18 protein-coding genes are annotated in these 20,083 nt (G+C 71.5%); 2 read left to right on the top strand and 16 right to left on the bottom strand.

Annotated features, from left to right (window positions below; translation table 11 throughout):
• Nucleotides 1-107: 107 nt before the first annotated feature.
• The 7 genes from IEZ08_RS07905 to IEZ08_RS07875 form a co-directional block, all read right to left on the bottom strand.
• Nucleotides 108-638: a YbaK/EbsC family protein gene (locus IEZ08_RS07905; RefSeq protein WP_068926632.1), complete on the bottom strand. Its 531-nt coding sequence runs from the start codon at nt 636-638 to the stop codon at nt 108-110.
• 161 nt (nt 639-799) lie between these two features.
• Entirely contained in the window at nt 800-2,434 is a 1,635-nt protein-coding gene (locus IEZ08_RS07900) for a flavin monoamine oxidase family protein (RefSeq protein WP_084780668.1), read from the bottom strand.
• Between the two features lie 2 nt (nt 2,435-2,436).
• Entirely contained in the window at nt 2,437-3,279 is an 843-nt protein-coding gene (locus tag IEZ08_RS07895; protein ID WP_068926634.1) for a M55 family metallopeptidase, read from the bottom strand.
• Nucleotides 3,280-3,350: 71 nt separating this feature from the next.
• The gene (locus tag IEZ08_RS07890; protein ID WP_229802981.1) at nt 3,351-4,676 is read right to left on the bottom strand and encodes a DUF6395 domain-containing protein; all 1,326 of its coding nucleotides are present in this window, start codon (nt 4,674-4,676) and stop codon (nt 3,351-3,353) included.
• The gene (locus IEZ08_RS07885) at nt 4,673-5,035 is read right to left on the bottom strand and encodes a hypothetical protein (RefSeq protein WP_229802980.1); all 363 of its coding nucleotides are present in this window, start codon (nt 5,033-5,035) and stop codon (nt 4,673-4,675) included. Before IEZ08_RS07885 ends, IEZ08_RS07890 begins: the two co-directional genes overlap by 4 nt.
• A gap of 61 nt (nt 5,036-5,096) precedes the next feature.
• Entirely contained in the window at nt 5,097-5,870 is a 774-nt protein-coding gene (locus IEZ08_RS07880; RefSeq protein WP_068926639.1) for an enoyl-CoA hydratase/isomerase family protein, read from the bottom strand.
• Between the two features lie 179 nt (nt 5,871-6,049).
• Nucleotides 6,050-7,441, bottom strand: a complete 1,392-nt coding sequence (locus IEZ08_RS07875; RefSeq protein WP_141704227.1) for a DUF485 domain-containing protein — start codon at nt 7,439-7,441, stop codon at nt 6,050-6,052.
• 82 nt (nt 7,442-7,523) lie between these two features.
• On the opposite strand from IEZ08_RS07875, the gene IEZ08_RS07870 reads away from it, so the two are divergent.
• The gene (locus IEZ08_RS07870; RefSeq protein WP_141704228.1) at nt 7,524-8,501 is read left to right on the top strand and encodes a protein kinase family protein; all 978 of its coding nucleotides are present in this window, start codon (nt 7,524-7,526) and stop codon (nt 8,499-8,501) included.
• Nucleotides 8,502-8,706: 205 nt separating this feature from the next.
• Here IEZ08_RS07870 and IEZ08_RS07865 read toward each other — a convergent pair whose 3' ends face one another.
• From IEZ08_RS07865 to IEZ08_RS07840, 6 genes are all read right to left on the bottom strand, one after another.
• Nucleotides 8,707-9,180: a hypothetical protein gene (locus tag IEZ08_RS07865; RefSeq protein ID WP_189241927.1), complete on the bottom strand. Its 474-nt coding sequence runs from the start codon at nt 9,178-9,180 to the stop codon at nt 8,707-8,709.
• 191 nt (nt 9,181-9,371) lie between these two features.
• Nucleotides 9,372-10,490, bottom strand: a complete 1,119-nt coding sequence (locus tag IEZ08_RS07860; protein ID WP_189241926.1) for an ABC transporter ATP-binding protein — start codon at nt 10,488-10,490, stop codon at nt 9,372-9,374.
• A gap of 36 nt (nt 10,491-10,526) precedes the next feature.
• Complete coding sequence (locus tag IEZ08_RS07855) at nt 10,527-12,098, bottom strand: ABC transporter permease (RefSeq protein WP_189241925.1); 1,572 nt, start codon at nt 12,096-12,098, stop codon at nt 10,527-10,529.
• 2 nt (nt 12,099-12,100) lie between these two features.
• Complete coding sequence (locus tag IEZ08_RS07850; protein WP_068926645.1) at nt 12,101-13,114, bottom strand: iron ABC transporter substrate-binding protein; 1,014 nt, start codon at nt 13,112-13,114, stop codon at nt 12,101-12,103.
• Between the two features lie 83 nt (nt 13,115-13,197).
• Nucleotides 13,198-14,769: a hypothetical protein gene (locus IEZ08_RS07845; protein ID WP_189241924.1), complete on the bottom strand. Its 1,572-nt coding sequence runs from the start codon at nt 14,767-14,769 to the stop codon at nt 13,198-13,200.
• Nucleotides 14,766-15,665 (bottom strand): NAD-dependent epimerase/dehydratase family protein, encoded by a 900-nt coding sequence (locus IEZ08_RS07840; protein WP_189241923.1) that lies wholly within the window; start codon nt 15,663-15,665, stop codon nt 14,766-14,768. The genes IEZ08_RS07845 and IEZ08_RS07840 overlap by 4 nt, the downstream gene beginning before the upstream one ends.
• 67 nt (nt 15,666-15,732) lie before the next feature.
• Here IEZ08_RS07840 and IEZ08_RS07835 point away from each other — a divergent pair, with 67 nt between their 5' ends.
• Entirely contained in the window at nt 15,733-17,427 is a 1,695-nt protein-coding gene (locus tag IEZ08_RS07835) for a lysylphosphatidylglycerol synthase domain-containing protein (protein ID WP_189241922.1), read from the top strand.
• On the opposite strand, the gene IEZ08_RS07830 is transcribed toward IEZ08_RS07835, so the two are convergent.
• The 3 genes from IEZ08_RS07830 to IEZ08_RS07820 form a co-directional block, all read right to left on the bottom strand.
• A complete protein-coding gene (locus IEZ08_RS07830; protein WP_068926651.1) occupies nt 17,428-17,730 on the bottom strand; it encodes a PIN domain-containing protein in 303 nt (100 codons plus the stop codon).
• A 47-nt stretch (nt 17,731-17,777) separates the two neighbouring features.
• Nucleotides 17,778-18,341, bottom strand: a complete 564-nt coding sequence (locus IEZ08_RS07825; protein ID WP_068926653.1) for a hypothetical protein — start codon at nt 18,339-18,341, stop codon at nt 17,778-17,780.
• A gap of 114 nt (nt 18,342-18,455) precedes the next feature.
• Entirely contained in the window at nt 18,456-19,958 is a 1,503-nt protein-coding gene (locus IEZ08_RS07820; protein ID WP_189241921.1) for an FAD-dependent oxidoreductase, read from the bottom strand.
• Nucleotides 19,959-20,083 lie beyond the last annotated feature (125 nt).

The following is a 20,083-nucleotide window of genomic DNA, read 5'->3' as shown; positions in this document are numbered from 1 at the left end:
AACCCCGCCTATGAGATGAACCATCAGGCCACATTCCCCGTACAAGTAACGTCTGCTATGCCTCAACGGTTTCCCACGGGCGGGTAACAGGCAATCTCATTTCGGCGTCAGTTTGCCAGGCGGAGCACCTCCGCGCTCTTCAGGCCCGCCAGCGCCGCACCCGCGAGGGCGAGCTTCGAGTGACGAACACCACTGCCGATGACGACTCCCGGGTGAGCCGCCACCGCCTCGTCCACCAGGACCGGCCACCCCTCGGGCAGTCCCAGGGGCGTGATCCCGCCGTACTCCATCCCCGTCAGCCTGACCGCGTCCTCCTGCGGCGCGAACGAGATCTTCCGGGCGTCGAGGTGCCGCCGGACCACGCCGTTGACGTCGGCGCGCGTCGTGGCGAGCACCATGCACGCCGCGTAGCGGACTTCCCCGCCCCGTCTCGCCGCCACGATCACGCAGTTGGCCGACTCGTCCAGGCGCACGCCGTACCGCTCGCAGAAGGCGGCCGTGTCCGCCAGCGCCGGATCGATCTCCGCCACCTGGGCGCCGGCGTCCGGGCCGAGCTCCCGCACCGCCCGCGCCACCGGCTCCGCCAGCAGGTCCAGCCGTTCCCCGGCCGCGGCCCACCCCAGCGTCCCGATGCCCATCGCCGCCCCCTCACACCGCCTGCGCCGGAAAGCCCTCCCGGCGGCGCCCCTCCATGCCGGAGAGGTAGCCCTGCGGGGAGAACGTCTGTCCCGGCCACCCTACGGGGCTGCCGGGGGGTGCGCGGCCGCGCGTCCCGCGGGTCCCACGCCGCCGGCGCGCCCTACGAGCTTCCCCCCGCGACACGCTGGTGGAGACCGGTGACGGCCTTCCTGGCCGACTCCATCGCGCCCGCCTGCCAGGCGACCAGATGGCTGAGCCAGTCCCCGGCGAAGTACACCCGGCCGGCCGGGCTCTGCAGCAGCGCGAAGCCGTCGTCGTAGAAGGGGAAGCGGGCCCAGCCGCCCTCGATGTGCGGCTGGCGGTGCCAGGCGACGGAGACGCTGGACCGCAGCTCCGTGCGGTACTTCTCACCATGGATCTTCTTGCCCTGGGTGAGCGCGCGGTTGCGGCGCTCGGCGTGCGAGAGGCCGCCGTATATCTCCGCCTCCGTACCGGTGTTGTAGTAGCCCACCACGAGGCCGCGCTCACCGTGGTAGCCGTAGGAGGGGTACCAGATGTGGGTGATGTCCAGGTCGGTCTCGGTGATGCCGCCGTAGATGCGGTCGTCGATCTCCCACCAGCGCCTGCCGTACTCCAGGCCCATCTTGCCCGCGGCGGTCACCACGGGCTCGCGCAGGGCCGCGGTGACCGGGGCGCCGAGGTTGTGCCGCAGGCGGGCGAGCAGGTGCGGGGGGAGCGTGGCGACGCAGTAGTCGGCGCGGGTGACGCCATCCGAGTGGAAGATCTCGACGCCGTCGGGCAGGTTCCTGATCTCGGTGACCCGGGTGCCGGTCCTGATCCGGTCCTCCCCGACCTCGCGGGCCAGCGCGGTCACGATCGCGTCCATCCCGCCGACCGGCTGGAACATGGGCATGGCCTGCTCGACGCCGAAGTCCATGGTGATCGCCCGGCCCGTCCCCGCGGCGAGCACCTCGCTCAGGGAGGACGGCCCCGGCAGGGGCGTTCCCGCGACGGCGCCGGGGTAGACGGCGAAACCGCGGCGGTCCGAGCCGCGGTAGGCGAAGCCCTGGCCGATGTCGCCGAAGCGGCGCAGGAACTCCAGCAGCCGCTCCCGGTCGTCCCCGGTCAGCGCCCGGTCCAGCGCGCCCGCGTCGGTGGCCTTGGCCAGCAATTCAGCGATATATCCGTACATGTCGGCGCGAGCGGTGCGGGCGCGGACCGGAGCGGTCATGCCCTGCGTATAGATGTACGCCGAGGCGTTGTTGTTGACGAAGGTCTCGATGGGCACGCCCAGCTCGCGGCAGTAGTCCATGGTGACCATCCACGGCGCGATCCGCCCGGGGCCCGCGTTGAAGTAGACGCCCTCCCCGAACTCCGCCGTCTGCGTCTGCCCGTCCATCTCGGGCAGCCGGTCACCGCCGCGGAGCGTGAGGTTCCTGCCGCCGACCCGGTCGGCCGCCTCCAGCACCGTGCAGTCGTACCCGGCCTTGCCCAGCTCGTAGGCACAGGTCAGCCCGGCGACCCCGGCGCCCAGGACCACCACCTTCGCCGCCCCCCGGCCGGTCAGCGTGAAGTCGGAGCGCTGCGGCGGGGCGAAGGACCTCTCCTGGGAGCCGGGGGCGAGCCCCAGCGCCCCCATGGCGGCGAACATCGCCCCGGCGCCTCCGGCCGCGCCCACGCCGACCAGCAGCGCCCGCCGCGTCATCCCCCCGGTCCCGGCCCGCCGGGCCGGCTCGGCCGTCCCGGAGGCCCCGGGGGCCCCGGCGTTCTCCCCGCCCGCGTCCGTCTTCTCCATCGTCAGCCGTAGATCCCGCTGCCGCAGGCGACCTGGCCGCCGATCATGGCGAAGATGCCGAACAGGGACATGATCTGGCCGAAGTCGTCGGTGCTGAACTCCGTGTGGCGGGGACCGACGGCCCGCACGCCCGGGATGAGCGCGCACCCGGCGGCGATGGCGGTGGAGTTCCACTCGACGCCCAGTGTGAAGGGGGGTTCGACCGCGTACGGCCTCAGCTCCCCCAGCCGCCCGAGCGCGCGGGCGGCGGCCTCGCGGATGCGGGCGTGGGCGACCGACGGCGGGATGAGCTCGGCGGAGAACCGGTCGATGCCCCTCTTCACCGCGACCGTCTCGACGTCGCCGAGCAGCTCGCGCGCCTCCTCGCAGACGGCCTCGTCCCCGGTCACCAGCGCCACCGGCACGCCGAGCGTCCCGGCGAACGCCGCGACCAGACGGGTCTCCCCGCAGATCTCACCGTTGAGGTAGACGTTCTGGATCTCCTTGCCCATCCAGGTGTGGTTGAGCACGCCGTCCCGGACCCCGGCCCGCGCGTGGTACCCGGCGAAGCACGCGGCGGCGTAGGTGCCGTCCAGCCCCTGTCCCATCCGCAGCGGCTTGCCCGGCCCCCGGATCAGCGTGGCCCGCTCGTCGAGCAGGTCGATCCTGAGGTTCTTGGTGGACCCGTGGGCGTCGTTGACCCGCACCGCCCCGGCCCCGGCGTCGAAGGCCCCCTGGATCACCGCGTTGGCGTCCCCGGTCATCAGCTCGCAGCCGCGCTCGTAGCCCCGGCCCCCGGCGTGCATCTCCTCGGGGTCGGTCAGCCCGGTGACGCCCTCCATGTCCACCGACACGTACACCTTCACGGCAGCACCCTCACAGAACCCTCACAGCATCCTCACGACGGCACCCTCATGACAGCACCTCACGGCAGCCTTCACGATGACGTCTCCGGCGTCGTCTCCAGGATCGTCCCCGGCGTCCCGATCCCCCAGGTCTCGACGCGACGCGCCTCATCGTCGCTCATGAACCCCACCTCCGCGGCCATGAAATCGCGGATCCGCTCACGCCAGGGCTCGGGGATCTCCTCGACCGCCGGCGGGTAGCAGCGCTCCAGCCACGCGGTCGACTCCTCGGTGGCGTTCAGGAACGCGGCAGCCCTGCCGAAGACCGTGTCCTCGATGCCGGGGACCCAGGCGCAGCCGTACTCGATCATCTCCTGCCCGCCGTACGGCGGGGGCTGCTGCCACCTGCGCGCGACCCCGCGTTCGGGGGTGATCGTGGTGCGCAGCGGACGGCGCTCGATGGCGGCGTGGATGAGCTCCTTGTACAGGCACTTGCCGCACGTCCCGCAGGGACCGTCGACCCCGCGCAGGCACCAGCGGACCTGGTCCTTGAGATCGGAGCCGAGCGCCAGGCGCATCGTGACGGCCTCGCTCACCCCGCCGACCGGGAGGACCAGCGGCACGCCCGCCGCGGCGAACGCCTGTCCCCAGGCGCCGTGCGGCGCCCACATCGGATTGTCGGGGGTGTACCTGTGCAGGTAGCGTCCGCCCCCCAGCCAGCGCGAACCCATCTCGTAACCGAGGGCCAGGCCGCCCAGGTCCAGCTCGTCGGCCAGCAGCAGCGCCCCGGCGGCCACCGCGTGGTGCTCGGGGTAGCCCGGCCGGGGCTCGGCCAGGGTGAACTCCAGATCGGAGCGGGCGACCGTGAGCTCCCGACCGGTCTCCGCGGCGAGCCTGGCCAGCACGTCGGAGCGGTAGTGGGTCCAGCGGTTGGGCACGCGCGGGTGGGAGACCCGCTGGAAGTGCACGAACGGCGCGTCGGGCAGGACCGCCGCCACCGCGGCGGAGTCCGCCCCGCCGCTGTAGGAGATCGCCAGGCCGCTCCCCGCGCGGGGGGAGCAGCCGACCGGCCCGGCCCCGATCCCCCAGCCCTCCTCGATCGCCCCGGCCAGCTCCGCGGAGACGGGCCGGTCGAAGACGATCCGCCGCCGCGTCCACGGCGCGACGACGGTCCACGCGGCGAGCGCGAGCAGGTCCGGGTGGATCTCGTACGGCGCGCCCGGCAACTCCACCCGGAACGTGTTCGTGGCCAGCTTCAGGGCCTGGCCGTCGGTGCAGAACCCGGTGATGGCGTCCTCGGCGTCCAGCCGGAAGACGCAGTGCCAGACGGTGCTCCGGCCACCATCCCTGTCACCATCCCTGTCACCGCTCCGGCCGCTGCCCAGGTCACCGCTGTCGGCCGTCCAGAAGACCCTCACGTCGCGTCCTCGGGCAGGCGGTCCACAGCCTGCCAGAGCAGCACCTCGTTCTGGAGCACGCGGTCCATCGCGACCGCGGTCTCCTGCGCCAGCCGGTGGGCGTCGTCCCACCGGCGCACCTGGTCCGGGGTGACCCGGACCCCGGTCCCGTCCTGACCGGCCCGGCCCCCGCTCCCGCCGACCCTCGCGCGGAGCCGCTCGACCTCCGCGCCGAGCGCGGTGACCTCGCGGCGGAGCGTCTGGACCTCCCAGAGGGCGTCCCTGATGTCCTGGCGATGGTCGGCCCGGGAGATGTACCGGGAGTCGAACCACCCGCGGACCAGCCGCCGCAGGCGTGCCGGAATCAGAGCACGCTTCACCAACCGCACCATAATCAGGCACGATACCGGTAAAGCTTGATCTACCAGGACATATCAACCATCAGCGGCCGGTGAACTTCGCCTGGGTCTTCTCCGCGAAGGCACGCATACCGATCTTGGCGTCGTCCGTGGCGAACAGCCCGGAGAAGGCCAGGCGCTCGATCTCCAGGCCGGTGTCCAGGTCCGTCTCCAGGCCGTGGTCGATCGCCTGCTTTGCGGCGCGCAGGGCCACCGCCGGGCCGCCGACGAACTTCGCCGCGTAGGCGAGGGCCTCGGCGTAGACGTCGGCGTCGGGGACCACCCGGTCGACCAGCCCGATCGCCAGCGCCTCGGCGGCGGTCACGTGGCGGCCGGTGAAGATGAGGTCCTTGGCCCTGGCCGGGCCGACCAGCCGGGACAGCCGCTGGGTGCCGCCCGCACCCGGGATGATGCCGAGCAGGATCTCCGGCTGGCCGAGCTTGGCCGACTCGCCCGCGATCCGGATGTCGGCGCACAGCGCCAGCTCGCACCCGCCGCCGAGCGCGTACCCGGTGACCGCCGCGACGACCGGCTTGCCGATCCGGGCGACGGCGGTGAAGCAGTCCTGCAGCACCGTGGAGTGCGCCGCCATGTCGGCATAGGACATGTCGGCCATCTCCTTGATGTCGGCGCCCGCCGCGAAGACCCGCTCGCCGCCGTAGACCACCACGGCGGAGACCTCCGGATCGGCGTCCACCTGCCGGGCGCACTCGCCGATCTCCCGCTGGACCTGCCCGTTGAGCGCGTTCATCTTCGGCCGGTCGAGCCTGATCGTCGCCACCCCGTCGGCCGTCTCGACTCGCACGAACTCACCCATGGCCATCCCTCCGGAGACTCTGAGCCGTGGGCGGATCCCCACACGGCCGGCACGCCACCGACTGCGCACCACGACCCACCCTAGCTTCGGGCTTCCCCGATTAGGCCAGATGAGGATCGGCTCGGCACAAGGGTCCGAAGCCTTGTTCGGAGCCGTTCGGCATCAATATCGTCGACTGCTCACTCCGGGCTGTAGCTCGGCGGCCTGTGGTTTGACGGCGGGGTGGTGCAAATTGTACGGAGAACATGCACGTCAGGCGTGAAACCGTTCCATGCCCAACCTTTGAACTTATCAGGCGGTGGCATTTTTTCTTCTATTCTCTCATGTTCCTCGATAAGAAATTCCAATACACGCATAGGCTGTCGGCTCGTCTCCGGCGAGGCGGCAGCGAGTCGTCGCGCCGCAGCCAGGCGATGGTTTCCGTCGAGAACTATCCGCCGTGACACCCTGTCGGCGCATTTAACCTCATACGTTAAGACGCATATGGTCCTCGTGGCGGTGTCTTCAAGAATCTTGCAATGGCTCGCTATCGTGGTTTCACGCATACCGGACGGAATCTCGGAGTGCCTTAGCGGGGAAGGGTAGACGGGGATCTCTGGCGCATCGCATATCTGGTCGAATCGAGCTATCTCGTTCCCCAGGAGATCCCCGACGACGTTCACGGGTTCAAGAAGGCCGTTCCCCGGGCGGCGTACGAACCACGGCGAGAACCAATCGCCCGTGTCGGTGACATCGTGCAGGACGGCCGAGCATTTCAACTTGCCGGCACGCTTCTTTAGAATACTCCAGTTATGCACAACCGTGAGCTCGCGTCGATAGAGCAACTCCAGTCGCGAGATTCTTGACAACGATTCCGAGTCCTTTACGTGCCTCCCTTCCCACACCCCCTCGAGAGCTCGTGGCCGATATGACTGGTCCGGAGCCAGCACCTCGTCGAACTTGCGGACTTCCTGCCCTATCTCGATCGCGAATTTGATGTGTTCCACCATGTCAATAAGCTGGCGCTTTTGGAGATCGCGCCGAAGGCTCCCGGCCAGGAGTTCCGCGTCGGCGATCACATCGTACGCTCCGCCGATCAGGCCATCCCATATCGATCGAGGAAGCCCGTCGGCGCGGCTGAACGTCCCGAAGATCAGATCACTGTATGAGTCGACGACCTTCGCGATCAGCCGACTCTGTTCTGTGTATTGCGCGCGAGGATAGTGCTGAAGGGCCGCGCGGGCGTCCGCCGCAATTCTTAGTGCCTGTGCGTCGCTTCCTGCGTAGGCGCGCGCACTACTCGTCGAGAGGGCACCCATCGACGTGATCAGTTCAGCGTTCGCCATGGCCTCGGAACGCTGTTCGCTCTTTCGTCCGAGAAACCAGGCCAAGCCGAAGAAGATGACGCCGGTGGAAATCTGTGTGAATTGATTTATCCAGTCGTTCCAATGCCACTGCGACGGCTCGAGGGAGATCGCCAGCCAGGCGAGCAACAGTGGCAGTCCTACGGCGAGGAACACCGCCGAGAGCCATAAGGATACGCTTGCGGCCCGACGGCGCAGGTTGCCCGCCCGCTCATTCTGCTGCTCCACGCCATTCTCTCTCCGATTAGACGGGATCAGGGTACATGGAAGCCGTCGCCCCTGCCGCATACTTTTCGAGATAGCATCGAGTATGACCTCTTCATACCGGCTCACCAAGAGCCTGAACGAGCAAATCGCTCGCGTCGGGCAGCGGGATCCGCAGGCAGAAGCCAAGATCAGGAGTGCTGTTGCGGCCGTCCCCGATCTCGTCTCGCACCTGGGACTGGATGGCTTCGTCGGCGTTCTCGTAAAGGACGACAAACCACGCCTCCTACTGCGCTTCGAGCGATGCCGTGTGCCGGGTCTGGATGAGGTCGCCTCAGATGTGGTCTTGAAGGTGTACGGCGACCGTCCCAGAGGAGAAGGACCTCTCCTCAAGGAGTGGGGCCGGCGCGGGGTCTCAGTTCCGCGGCTGGAGACGGGAACGACGGCCGATTGCAGTTGGCTCCTGATGGAGCACCTGTCGCACACTCCTATCGATGTGACGTATCAGGAATGTCTGATGGCGACAGACGTGCTCGCCGGATGGGGGGCTGCGATGCACGAGCCCGTTCCACACTTGGCCGATGTCCTGCGGCCTCTCGGAGATACCATGCTGCCTCGCTGGGAGGCGTGCGCGTCGGCGCTGCGCGCAGACGGAAGGTCCGTGCCGCTGGCGTGGCACTCCGCGGCAGGGCTTCACTATGGAGGTGGCGGGCTGGCGCCCCTGCATGGGGACTTGACCTTTGGAAACATCGCCCGCAGACCCGATGGCACGTTAGTCCTGTTCGATGCCTCCGCCCTGTTGGGCCCTAAGATGTTCGACGCTGCCCGCTGGTCGGCTCGGCTCGCGGTAGCCGCCATGCCACCGCAAGATGTGTTCACGCGCTGGTCCAACGCAGAGACCGACGGCGCTCCGGGGGCCTACGAATTGCTCGGTGTCGAATGTGTACTTGAGGCCGGCTCGTTGGTGGTGATGAGGTCCCAGAGGCATCCGGCGTCACCAGCGCTCTGGAGAACCGATCCATCGGGGAACATCGACGCGGCCATCGACAATCTTCTTCATACTGCTCGCTCAATTCTCGGATAGCGGTCACAGGCGCGCCGCGGCCAGTTCCCTGGGTCTGGGCCGCCGCGGACCCCGGATCATCGCGGTAGCGGATTCCTGGGCCTTCTTCGCCAATCCTCGTCCGGCCCGCGTCACCGCGTAGCGGTGATAGCCCCAGCACTTGCGATCGACTCGATCGGAAACAACGGAGAAAGGCCTCGGCGGATCACCGATCGCAGAATGATCGTTAAAAATGCATCAGATCGGGCAGTATCTTATCATCCACGGGACCCTTGACCATGAAAATAAAGAGACGTACATCGGCACCGGCCAGGTGCGCGGCCACGGAACGGTGCGTCCCGTCCAGGAGCAACAGGCGTTCGTCACCCAAGGAATAAGCGGGAAGCACCAGTTGCACGGGCTCGGGCTCCCGCCGGAAGGTATCGCTCAGCGCAGCGATACGGCGGCGTCTCACCTCGGGCCACGTGGAATGTGTGCGATAGACGTCACCCACACGCAACGGACGATCCGTCCGGTTACGCCAATCCCCGTTCGTGCCGTCCGGACGCTCGTACCACACGGTGAAAATGCTCGACAGCAGGTCTCTTGAACGCGAGTAAACAGTCGAGACGGCGCAGTCCATGTCTCTGAGGGCGTCCCAGTCGAGCATGGCCTTCACGCCGCCGTCCTTGAACATCTCGATGTATTCCTTGAGATCCATCTCCGGAACTCTCCTTCTGCGGGGCCGCTGGCCGACGAAGAGCCTCTGATTCTGGAGCGAGAACAGTCAGACATCAGTCACATCGGTTATGTCACAAGGACATCGCGAATCGAGGCTACCCATGTTCTCGTGCGGTTACCGCGGCTCCGGACATATCGCAGGTACGGGGAGACCCTCTTCCCGGCGCCGGTTCAGCCGGTGAAGAACAGCACCGGTCCCTCGACGGCGACGCCGACCCGGTCGCCCGGCCGGTGCGGCAGGTCGCCCCGCGTGCGGGCCCGGATCACGGTCCCCGACTCCAGCATGACCGTCACCGCCGCGTCGTGCCCGAAGAACTCCACCCGCTCGACCAGCCCTTCCACGCCCTCCCCCGGCGCGCGGAGCACGAACTGCTCCGGCCGGAGCGCGACCGTGCCCGCCCCTGCGGTGGCGGTGACGTCCGCCCCCGGTGTCCCGGGCCTCCCGTCCGCCGCCCCGACCGTCCCGTTCCCCGCCCCGCCCGTCCTGTTCCCCGCTCCCGGGACCCCGTCGCGGCGCGGGAGCAGGTCGCCGAGCTCACACGAGACGGTGTCCCGGCCGTGGGAGGCCGACAGGACCGCCGGCAGGACCACCGCCTCCCCCACGAACGTCGCCACCCCCAGGTCGCACGGGGCCGCGTAGATCGACGCGGGCGTGCCCTCCTGGACGATCCTGCCCTCCCGCATGACGGCGACGGCGTCGGCCATGGACAGCGCCTCCTCCTGGTCGTGGGTGACCAGCACGGCGGTCGCCCCGGCCCGCTTCAGCGCCGCCCGGACCTCGTCGCGCACGCTCACCCGGAGCGAACGGTCCAGCGCGTTGAACGGCTCGTCCAGCAGCACCACCCCGGGCCGGGGCGCGAGCGCCCGGGCCACGGCCACCCGCTGCTGCTGCCCGCCGGACAGCTGGTGCGGCATGCGGTCGCCGTACCCGGCCAGCCCGACCAGCTCCAGGCACTCCTCGATCCGCGCGGTCCGCCCGGACGACCCGCGCGGCAGCCCGAAGCCGACGTTGCGTGCCACCGACAGGTGCGGGAAGAGCGCCGCCTCCTGCGGGACGATCCCGACCCCGCGCTTGTCCGGCGGCAGGCCGGCCACCTCCCGGTCACCGATCCGCACCGACCCGCCGTCCGGGCTCTCGAAGCCCGCGACGATCCGGAGCAGGGTGGTCTTGCCGCAGCCGGACGGGCCGAGCACCGCGGCGAGGTCGCCCTCCCGGACCGTCAGCGACGCCCCGCGCAGCACCTCCGTGGCGCCGAAGGACTTGCGCACGTCCGTGACGGTGAGCTTCACGGGACCTCCACGGACTTCACGGGACCTCCACGGACTTCACGGGACCTCCTCAAGGGACCGGCGGCCGAGCACGAACCCGGGGACGGCCGCGAGCAGCATCAGCAGGGCGGCGTACGGCGCGGCGGCGCCGTACGCTCCCGAACCGGTCTCCGTCCACAGCCGGGTGGCGAGCGTGTCCATGCCCGTGGGCCGCAGCAGCAGGGTCGCGGGCAGCTCCTTCATGGCCGTCAGGAACACCAGCGCCGCCCCGGCGAGCACGCCGGGCAGGGCGAGCGGGAGGGTGACCTCGCCGACGGCCCGCAACGGGCCGCGGCCCAGCGAGCGGGCCACCTCCTCCAGGACCGGCGGCGACTGGAGCACCGAGGCCCGCACCGCGCCGACGGCCGCGGGCATGAACAGCACCGCGTAGGCGATCACCAGCAGCGGCCAGCGCTGGTAGACCGCCGGGAGGTAGCGCACCGCGAAGAACACCAGAGACAGCGCCATGACGATGCCGGGCAGCGAGTGTCCCACGTAGGTCGACTGCTCCAGGAGGGTCGCCGTACGGCCCCGGTACCGGGCCGCGATGATCCCGACCGGTACGGCCAGCGCGGTGGTGAGCACCGCCCCCGCCGCCGCGACGCCGAGCGTGGCGGCCACCGCCTCGGCGAGCCTGGCCGCGTCCGCCCCGGCCGAGGAGCCGTCCGCGAGCCAGTAGCCGATGCCCGCCAGGGGGAACCCGACCGCCAGCCCGGCCAGCGCGGCGGACCAGGCCAGCGCGCCCGCGCGGGCCGCGACGCCCAGCCGGACCGCCGGGGGCCTGCGGGCCGGGGCACCGCGCGTGGCGTAGCCGGCCCGGCCCCGGGTGCGGGACTCCGCCACCACGATCACCAGTGTGATCGCCACCAGCAGCAGGCCGAGCACCGCGGCCGGGGTGCGGCTGAAGCCCGACCGGTAGGAGGTGTAGATCTGCGTGGTGAACACGTCGAACCGCATGATCGCCACCGCGCCGAACTCCGCGAGCACGTACATGGCGACCAGCAGCCCGCCGGCGGCGGCCGAGGGCCGCAGCTGCCGGAGCACGACGCCCCGCCTGCCCCGCCCCAGGGAGAGCGCGACCTCCTCCATGGCCGGGTCCATGCGGCGCAGCGCGGCGGCCACCGGAAGGTAGACGTAGGGATAGCTGCACAGCGTCAGCACCAGGACCGACCCGCCGAAACCCTCGACCCCGGTCGCGGCCACCCAGGTGTAGGCGGCCACATAGGACGGCACCGCCAGCGGCAGCGCCGCCAGCACGCCGAAGAACCGGCGGCCGGGCAGGTCGCTCCGGACGACCAGCCAGGCCAGCGTGACCCCGACGGCCACGCACAGCACGGTCACCACCGCCGCCAGCCCCAGGCTGCGCGCCGCCAGCTCCAGCGTCCGGCTCCGCAGCAGGGTCCGCGCCACGGCGTCCGCCCCTGCCTCGGCGGAGCGGACCGCCAGATAGCCCACCGGCAGCAGCGCCAGCGCCGCGGTGACCCCGGCCGGCGCCAGCAGCCCCGCGGGGATGCGGCGGGCGGCCGTCCCCGGACGCGCGCGGCCGGCGGCCGTCCGCCCGGGGATGACGGGGACGCGGCGGAGGGCCATCCTCAGACCAGGCCCACGTCTTGCAGCAGGGCGACGGTCTGCTCGATCGAGTCGAGCCGGGCCAGGTCGACGTCGGGTCCCTTGAGCGAGTCGAACGGCGGCAGGCCGGAGGCGGCCGGGACGCCGGAGATCAGCGGGTACTCCTTGGTGGTCTCGGCGAAGTACTTCTGCGCCTCGGTGCCCAGGAGGAAGTCCACCGCCTTCCTGGCGGCCTCGGGGTGCTTGGACGCCTTCAGCATGCCCACGCCCGCCACGTTGACCAGCGCGCCCGGGTCACCGGCCGGCAGGTAGGCCAGCCGGGACGGCACCCCGTTCCGCCCTCTCTCGGCCACCTTCTCGTACCAGTAGTAGTGGTTGATCAGCCCGAGCTGGAGCTTGCCCTCGTCCACGGCGTTGAGGATGTTGACGTTGCTGGAGAAGGTCTGGGCGCCGTTGGCCTTCATCTCCTCCAGCCACTGCCGGGCCCTGTCCTCGCCCGAGATCACCCGCATCGCGGTGACGAACGACTGGAAGGAGGCGTTCGTCGGCGCCCAGCCCACCTTGCCCTTCCATTTCGGGTCGGTCAGCTCGAAGACGCTCTTGGGCGGGGCCGCGACGGTCCGCGGATCGTAGACGATCACTCGGGACCGGCCGGAGACGCCCACCCAGGTGCCGTCCGAGCCGCGGTACTCCGCCGGCACCCTCGCCAGCGCCTCCTGGGGGATGGGGGCGAGCATCCGGTGCCTGCTCAGCGCCCCGAGCGCCCCGGCGTCCTGGGAGAAGAACACATCGGCCCGCGTCTCCTCGCCCTCTTCGAGGATCTGCGCGGCCAGCTCGGCGCTGTCGCCGTACCGGACCTGGACGTCCAGGCCGGTCGCGGCCTTCATCCTGTCGAGCAGCGGGCCGACGAGGTTCTCGTTGCGGCCGGAGTAGACGACGAGGGAGTCGTCGTCGAAGCTCTCCCCGTCCCCGCCGCAGGCGGACGCCAGCAGCGCCACAGGGATCAGAGCGACGGCGACCAGCCTGCGCAGGGACATCGGTCGTTCCTCCTTTACCGGGCCTTACCGGGGGTCTCGATCATTCGGAGGAACTGGAGGAGCCGGATCCGCCGTCGTCCTCGTTACCGCCGCCGCAGGCCGTCAGGCCGAAGGTCAGCGCGCCGACCAGGGCCAGGACCGCGGCGGTCGTCCGGATCGGGATCGACTTCATGTGATTTTCCTTTCATGAGGTACGGCGTGCCGTACGCGACGAGGAGGAGGGAGATGAGGGCCCAGGTCAGGTGGAGCGGCCAGAAGGCGTCCCAGCCGCTCCGATAGTCGGGCAGGAGGGGACGGATCGCCTGGTAGAGCGGCGAGCCGACCCGTTCGAAGCCGCTGACCCAGGTGATCCGGACGGCGTACCCGTCGGCGAGCAGCCAGGCGTAGGTGACCGGCCCGGCGGTGCCCAGCGCCAGGCCGGTGCGGTGGAGCCACCGGGGCCGGTCGCGGAGGAAGGCCAGGATCAGCAGGAGGGCGAGGGGGAGCACCACCACGGTCTGGCGGCCCGGCCACCAGTAGCCGTTCATGGTCAGCGCGACGAAGGTCGCGGTGAGCCACCCGGCGGCCAGCGGGAGCAGCAGCGCGGCGCTGCGGAAGGCGGTGGGGGGAGCGGGGAGAGCGGGGAGAGGCGCACCAGAGGAGCCGTCGGAGGAGTCGTCGGGGGAGGCGGTGGGGAGGTTCCGCGGGCGCAGGTGCCAGAGCCCGTAGCCGACGGCGGGCAGGAGCAGCAGCCAGGCCGGTTGCCAGGCGGCCAGGCCGTACCCCCGGTCGGTCATCAGGCCGACCAGCCGCACCGCGCGCCCGGTGAAGTCGGGGTCGAACCCCATCACGCCGAACTCACCGGACTCCTGGAAGTGGTCGCCGCTGGCGTAGACCGTCCAGCCGCCCCAGATCAGCCGGTGGACCACCAGGTAGACGGCGCCCATCGCGGCCAACCCCCCGGCCAGGGCGGCGAGGGCCCGCCGGTCGGCGCGCAGCCGCCACAGGCCGGGCAGCGCGAGCGCGGCGGCCACCGGGACGTACTTGACCGACAACCACGGCAGCGCGGTGATCACCAGCCCGAAGGCGGCGAGGTCACGCCGCCGTCCGAAGGCGGGGCCGGTCACGATGGCGAGGGCGGCGACGGCGGCGAGCGCCGCGGGGAGCTCCGGGTAGACCTGCTGGCCGTAGACGGCCAGGGGGGCGCTCGCCGAGGCGAGGAGCACGCCGCCGGTCGCGAGCCGGCGCGGGACCGCGAACCTCCGTACCGCCGTCCACAGGGTCAGCGCGGCGAGCGCGCCCGCCATGAGCGCCAGCGCGGCCTTGGCGGCCACCCAGCCGCCCAGGCCCATCGGGACGGCCAGGATGATCGGGAGCAGCGGGTCGTGCGGGCTGATCTGCGTGCCGTCGGCGAGCACCTCGGTCTGCACGGGCAGCGCCTCGGTCCCCGCCCAGGGCGTCCAGCGCCGCCGCTCCAGTTCGTCGGTGATGTCGAGATCGAAGTCCTCGAAGATCGAGAGAGCGGTGAGCAGGTACTGCGGCTCGTCGACGGCCACGTGCCCGCCGAACCGCGCCCGCACCCCGATCCCGAGCAGCGCCGCCACCGTCGCGACCACCGCCACCAGGCCCGTCGCCGCCGGTGACGGGCCTGGCCGCGGCGGCCGGTCACCGGTCATGACGCCTCCACCAGGGCGTGGGCGGCGGCCTGGCGCCGGACGAGGCCGGGCAGGTCGGTCTCCGGGGACCAGCCGATCAGGGAGCGCAGGCGGCGGACGTCGGCGAGGGAGGCTCCGGGCTCGGCCGCGGGGGCCTGCTCGACGGTGAAGGAGACCTCGGTGTCCAGGGCCTCGGCGACGGCGGCGGCCATCGCGCGGAGGGTCTGGCCGCGGCCGGTGCCGATGTTCACGACGCCCTGGACCCCCGCGGCGGCGAGCTCGGCCATGGCCCGGGCGGCCTGCCGGACGTCGGTGACGTCACGGGTGCGGTCGAGCGAGCCGAGCACCCGCAGCGGGCGCCCCTCACGGGCCGCCGCCAGCCAGAGCGCGAGCGCCATGTCCGGCCGCTGACCCTCGCCGGCCACGGTGAACGGCCTGATCACGGTGGTCCGGCCGCCGCGGGCCAGCCGCTCGGCGCACAACCGCTCCAGCAGGACCTTGCTCCTGGCGTAGCCGCCGACGGGCCGCAGCGGACCGGCCTCGTGGCTGGGGCGGCAGGCACGCGCCCCGCCGTACACCGAACTGGAGGAGGCGACCAGCACCGGCACCCGCCGGGGGACGGTGGCGAGCACGTGGGCCCCGGCCAGCACGTTGTCGCGGCGGCGCCGCAGGGCGACGTCGGGGCCGCGGTCCCGGACGCCCGGGCACCCCGCCAGGTGGTAGACGACGTCGGCGTCCTGCAGAGCCGCCCGGACGAGTTCGTCACCGGACAGCAGGTCGGCGGTGAGCACGGTGAGACCGGGTCGCGGCGGCTGGGCCACCCGGTCGATGCCGACGACCTTCTCTCCCGAGGAGAGGAGCGTCTCAACCAGCGTTCGGCCGATGAATCCTGCGGAACCGGTCACGATCGATGCCACCGTGCCCTCTTCTCGTCATCACTAAAGGTAGCCTAACCTCACTAAGCGGAACCTTGAAGGACCTTGAGTGCCCACTCCTCACCGGCCTCCGCCCGGGCGGGTCTCCCGTCCGCCCCGCGGCCTGCTCCGATCCGCAGCAGGCCGGTTCCGCCGTCCCCGCCGACCGGCCGGAGGGCATCCCCGTTCCCTGCCGAAGCTGATCCGGCGCGGCGCGGGCCTGCTGGTCCTCGCCGTCGCCGTCGTCTACCTCACCCGCGTCGTCTCCGGCCCGGACCTGGTCTCGGCCGGGCGCGCGCTGCTGCGCGACCCGCTGGGCGTGCTGGTCGCGCTCGGGATGTACGGCTGCGCGTTCGTCCTGCGGGCGTGGTCCTGGTGCCGGGTGCTCCCCGGGCTGTCCCCCGGCCAGTCCTGGGCCGCCCTGCACGTGTCCCTGCTCGGCAACCACGTCCTGCCGTTCCGCCTGGGCGAGGCGCTGCGGGTGACGACCGTCCTGCGCCGGACCCGCCTGGCCCCCGCCCCGGTGGTCGCCTCCACCGTGACCCTCCGCTCCGCCGACCTCGCCGCCGTCGCCCTGCTCGCCCTCGTCGCCGCCCCCGCTCTGGTCGCCGCCCTGACGGGCCCCTGGCTCGTCCCCCTCGTCGCCGTCCTGATCCTCGCCACCCTCGCCGGCGCGTTCTGGCTGACCCGCCTACAGCGTGCAACGGCGATCGTGCTTCCCGTGGTCTTCGTCGCGGCGGTCGTGGCGTGGGTGCTGGAGGCGGCGGTGGTGTACGAGGTGGCACGGCTGGCCGGGCTGGCGCTGACACCGGGCGAGGCGGTGGCCGTGACCGCTGTGACGATCGCCGCCCAGACCGTGGCCGTGACCCCCGGCGGGTTCGGCTCCTACGAGGCCGCGGCCACGGCCGCGCTGGTCGCGCTCGGTGCCGCCCCCGGCCCGGCCTTCGCGGTCGCCCTGCTCACCCACGCGCTGAAGACCGCCTACTCCCTCACCGTCGGAGGTGTCGCCCTCGTGACTCCCACCAGGCTCAGATTGCCCCGCGTCCTCCCCGGCCGGCCGGAGCCGTTCCCCGTCCCGCCCGACGCGCCGGTCGTCGTGTTCATCCCCGTCTTCAACGAGGAGGAGACCGTCGGGGAGGTCGTCGAACGCCTCCCGGCCGAGGTCGCCGGGCACCCGCTGGTCACGATCGTGATCGACGACGGCTCCTCCGACGCCTCGGCCCGGCGCGCCCTCGACGCCGGGGCCACCGTGATCTCCCAGCCGCACAACCTCGGCCTGGGCGCCGCCGTACGCCGCGGGCTGGCGGAGGCCGTACGGCTCGGCCCGGCGGCGGTCGTCTATCTGGACGCCGACCTGGAGTACTTCCCCGAGGACATCGAGCTCCTCACGGGCCCGATCCTGTCCGGCGCGGCCGACTACGTGGTGGGTTCCCGGTTCACCGGAAGCATCGACCGCATGCTCCCGCACCGCCGGCTCGGCAACCGGGTCCTGACCGCGTGGGTGCGCTGGATGACCCGGCACGACGTCACCGACGGCCAGAGCGGCTATCGGGCCTTCTCCCCCGGCGCGGCCCGCGCGGCCGAGGTGATCCACGACTACAACTACGCCCAGGTCCTCACCCTCGACCTGCTGGCCAAGGGCTACCGCTACCAGGAGGTCCCGATCCGCTACGCCTTCCGCGCCACCGGTGAGTCCTTCATCACGCTCGGCCGCTATCTCCGCAAGGTCATCCCCGCCGTCCACCGCGAGCTCAACTCCCCCTGATCACCTACTCAACAGGGGATTCACCCACTCAAGCTTCGGGAAGCGGGCGAAGTCGGAATCGACCGAGCAGACAGCCACACCGTGCTCAATGGCAAGTGCGGCGAGATGCGCGTCGGTAACCAGGTTTCCCCTGAGATCCCCCTTTACCAGGAGATCTCTGAGCACCTCGGCATGACGTGTCGTCGGCACGGGTATCCATGCGGTCTCCGCATCCAGCCAGTCCTGGACGAAGCCCCATGCCTCATCGACGCTCAGCGGGTCCACCGAGGCACGCGGATACCCCTGGTGACACTCGGTAATCACCTCGAAAGCGCAGCCGGTCTCGCTCCATCCTGCGGGGCGGCGGGCGGTCACTCCGGGGCGGGGGCGGCGACCAGGCGGGGGCCGTACCGGTAGCCCACGAATGCCGCGATCACCAGCGGAGGACTCAGGAACAGGGGCTCGCCGAAGAACGAGTCCTCCCAGCCCCCGCTCACCGCCACGACTCCCGCCTCGAACGCGACCGTCGCGGTCACGCAGGCGGAGGCGCACACCAGCCGCGCCGGGGCCGGCTGCCCGGCCAGCCACGGGGCCGCGAGCGCCATGACCGCCGCGACGGGCAGGGCCACGACGAGCCCCGCGACCATCCCGGCCAGGCCGCCCACGACCGCGAGGTTCAGCAGGGCGCCGATCGCCTGGACCACGACGAGGGTGACGGTGTCGGCGGTGGATTCCGTGGAATCGGTGGAGGCGGTGTCGCCGCCGGAGGTGGTCCCGAGGCTGGGGTCGACGTAGGGGCCGGAGATGCTCTCGACGATGATGATCACGGCGAGGCTGAGCGGAGCGCTGATCGCTCCGGCCGCCGCGCCGCCCAGCAGGCCCGTGAGGAGCGTCCTGCCGACGACCGTCAGTTTTTGAACGCGTTCAACAGCCATGCAGTCAGCTTCTCCCAAATCCCCTTGAAAAGACAGCCATCAGGCGGAGAAAGGGGCCCGGAGAGGGCGATCCACCGGAACGCGCCACCGTACGGGGAACGGCGCCCGGAGTCGTCAGTCCTCGACGACGTGCTCGGCGAACCGGGCGCGGGCGGCACGCCAGGCCGCGGTGTCCCAGCCGGTGCCGGTGCCGGTGCCGGTGCCGGTGTCGGCATCGGTGAGGGAGTCGACGGCGTCGTAGCCCATCGCCATGGCGTGGTGGGTGTTGTCGTGGGCGAACAGGCCCAGGCGGCCGAAGGTGGTCACGCCCGGGACGGTCCCGGCCCAGGCGTCCAGACCCGCGAGATGGGCGGCGTAGCCCGTCTCGTAGACGGGATAGACGTGCGGCACCCGCCGTACGGCCACCTCGGCCAGGTTGACCGGGGGCAGCCCGGAGGCGGCGAGGGTCTCGTGGATCAGGCCCGAGAAGTCCTCCGCCGTCCACAGATCGTCACCGGCCGCGCAGGGGATCTCGAAGCACAGCACGGTACGGTCCGCCGGGTCGGCGGCGCCGGTCCGGTAGTTGGCGGGCTCGGAGATCCGGGTCACCGGGGTCTCGGGGCCGGGCAGGTAGTGGGCGTCGTACGGCGTCCACCGCCCGCCCTCGTGCACCGCGTAGACCAGCACCATGGCCCGGAAGCGCAGCCGCCCCGCCGCCTCCACGACCCCGGCGGGGGGACCGGGCTCCACCAGCCGGGCCAGCGCGGGCATCGGGATCGTGGAGAACACCCGCCCGGCCTCGATCCGGCCGTCCGCCGCCTCTCCCCCGGCGCCGGTCGGGGTGGCTCCCGGGGAAGCCGATCCCGGCGAGGTTCCGGAGTTCCCCGTACCGGATCCTCGTGACGTGTGCAGCGTCACGGACTCCTCGGCGGGTTCGATGCGGGTGCAGGCCGCACCGAGCCTGATCTCCGCCCCGGCGGCCGTCGCGGCCTCGGCGAGCGCCTCGACGATCTGGCCGAACCCACGCCGGGGGTAGTGGAAGATCTTCCCCTGGCCGTCCGGCCGGCCGCGCAGGATCCGCCGGGCGATCTTCCAGGGACTGTCGGCCGTGACCCGCCTGCGTGCCTGGTCGCCGTCGATCTCCTCGCCCGGCAGCCCCCAGAGCTTCACCGCGTAGGGGGCGTAGAGTGCGTCGTAGAGCGCCGGCCCCAGGCTCGCACGCAGCGTCCCGGCATAGGTGTCCGCGTGCCTCCCGCCCCGCAGGGGCGCCGTCGCCGCGTCGCGCGCCACCCCGGCCAGCAGCCCCGGGGGAAGGCTCCTGGCCAGTTCGCCCGCCCGCAGCGGGAACCCGACGAAGCGCCCGGCGATCCGGAGACGGCCGTTGCGCGGGCGCGTCTGCAGGTCGTCTCCGAGCAGCCCGCGCAGGTCGGCCAGGAGGCGGGGCGGGGTGGCCGGGTGGAGCCGGTGGCTGCCGTGGTCGACCCGGACGCCGGCGACCTCGAAGCTCGCCGACAACCCGCCGACGTGGCCGGCCCGCTCCAGCACCACGACGGACAACCCCCGCAGGGCGGCCCGCCAGGCCGCCGCCAGTCCCGAGGGCCCGGCGCCCAGGACCACCAGATCAGCGCTTTCCCGCATCGCCCGCATCGCGGGCAACCCTATCCGCCGGACGACTCCCGCGGGCCGGGGATCCGTACGGCTCCCACAGAAGATCACCGGGGCGGTGCCGAAGATCGCCCGGCCGGGGCGTGCCGTACCCTCAT

Source organism: Planobispora rosea, assembly GCF_014648175.1.
Lineage (GTDB): Bacteria > Actinomycetota > Actinomycetes > Streptosporangiales > Streptosporangiaceae > Planobispora > Planobispora rosea.
The sequence above is the reverse complement of the archived record's forward strand: the minus strand, read 5'-3'. Positions and strand labels throughout refer to the sequence as shown.

Coding starts and splice junctions, on each gene's coding strand:
- IEZ08_RS07900 (WP_084780668.1), bottom strand. CDS start 2,434: ATGGAGAAGACGGACGCGGGCGGGGAGAACGCCGGGGCCCCCGGGGCC.
- IEZ08_RS07865 (WP_189241927.1), bottom strand. CDS start 9,180: ATGGATCTCAAGGAATACATCGAGATGTTCAAGGACGGCGGCGTGAAG.
- IEZ08_RS07825 (WP_068926653.1), bottom strand. CDS start 18,341: ATGGCTGTTGAACGCGTTCAAAAACTGACGGTCGTCGGCAGGACGCTC.
- IEZ08_RS07870 (WP_141704228.1), top strand. CDS start 7,524: ATGACCTCTTCATACCGGCTCACCAAGAGCCTGAACGAGCAAATCGCT.
- IEZ08_RS07855 (WP_189241925.1), bottom strand. CDS start 12,098: ATGGCCCTCCGCCGCGTCCCCGTCATCCCCGGGCGGACGGCCGCCGGC.
- IEZ08_RS07880 (WP_068926639.1), bottom strand. CDS start 5,870: ATGGGTGAGTTCGTGCGAGTCGAGACGGCCGACGGGGTGGCGACGATC.
- IEZ08_RS07905 (WP_068926632.1), bottom strand. CDS start 638: ATGGGCATCGGGACGCTGGGGTGGGCCGCGGCCGGGGAACGGCTGGAC.
- IEZ08_RS07820 (WP_189241921.1), bottom strand. CDS start 19,958: ATGCGGGAAAGCGCTGATCTGGTGGTCCTGGGCGCCGGGCCCTCGGGA.
- IEZ08_RS07850 (WP_068926645.1), bottom strand. CDS start 13,114: ATGTCCCTGCGCAGGCTGGTCGCCGTCGCTCTGATCCCTGTGGCGCTG.
- IEZ08_RS07845 (WP_189241924.1), bottom strand. CDS start 14,769: ATGACCGGTGACCGGCCGCCGCGGCCAGGCCCGTCACCGGCGGCGACG.